The sequence below is a fragment of the Microbulbifer sp. 2205BS26-8 genome (assembly GCF_030731025.1).
Lineage (GTDB): Bacteria > Pseudomonadota > Gammaproteobacteria > Pseudomonadales > Cellvibrionaceae > Microbulbifer > Microbulbifer spongiae.
The window spans coordinates 1-1176 of sequence record NZ_JAVAMR010000128.1 but is presented as its reverse complement, the minus strand read 5'-3'; the positions used below and the strand labels follow the sequence as shown (position 1 = coordinate 1176).

Annotated in this window: 1 pseudogene; it reads left to right on the top strand. The window is 57.1% G+C overall.

The features are described from left to right. Nucleotides 1-1176 (top strand): annotated as a pseudogene (locus Q5Y71_RS16850) (hypothetical protein); the annotation flags it as partial.

The window sequence follows — 1176 nt, the reverse complement described above, 5'->3', positions numbered from 1 at the left end:
TGCGTCACCGGGATAAGGTGCCCTTTGATCCCGATAAGCTGTATCGGATTGAAGCCCGTGTTTATTTCTACAACCATGAGGACACCACCCGGACCCTCTACGCGGGCCTGGCTGGCTTTGATGCCAATGGTAATTATTGCAATGCCAGCGGAGCGAACAGCATCAGCAGCCAGCACTATGTGCTCGCTGCCAACCTGAATCTGGTGGGGCAAAGTTGGCAAAGGCTGGTGGCCTATGTCAAGGGCAATGCCAGCGGTAATGCCGTGTACAGTACCGCTCGCGGCAGTAACCATATCGGCAACCCGGCCAAGATGCAGGCCAATGTGCGTTTTTTTACCCCGATTTTTTATGCCAACTATTCCAACAAAACGGGAGACATGTTAATCGACTACGTCAAGATCGACGTGGTGGAAGTGCAGGATCAGCGCAATCTGCCGTTGATCCAGTCCGGTATCGCCAGCCTGCCCACCAGTTCCGCACTGTCCGCTGTGGATGCTGGTAGCACTGCCAGGATCAACATTGCCGCCCATAACGTGCAGTTCGGTTTTGGCACCATCAGTTACAACAGCGGCAGTATCAGCGGCTTGTCGTTCAGCCGAAAATACTATGTCTACTGCGATGACCCCGGCCCCAAAGGGGGTGCCGTCACCTACAGAGTCACCACCAGCTTTCCGGTGCTTGCCGGCCACACCTGGCGCCGCTCGGTCGGCACCATCAGAACCCCTGCCAATGGCGGTGGTGGCACGATACCGAGTGATCCCTGGTGCGTGGCGGCCGGCACCTGGCTGACGGAAAAGCTACAGGCGGATCACTGCAAAGCGGGGGATCTGATCGACTGTTGGGATGTAGGTGACAGGGATACCCACTTGGCACCCATTCACGAAGTAAAACCCCAGGACGAAGTGCCCTGTGTATTACTCACCATGGCAAGCGGTGCCCAGGTGGTTTGCAGCCGTGAAACCCCCGTCACTGATGCTCGAGGTACCGTGTACGAAGCCCAGCATTGCCAGGGAGTAACACTGGGCGTGTTGCACGAAGAGGAGGCGCTTATCTGGGAAACCGTCGAGCGGGTGGAATGTGCCGGCCTGAGCACCGTGTACAAGATCAGTGTGGGCAATATCAGCTACGCCGCCGGTGTGGATTCCCGGTACCGGATTATTACGCACAACGGAGTGC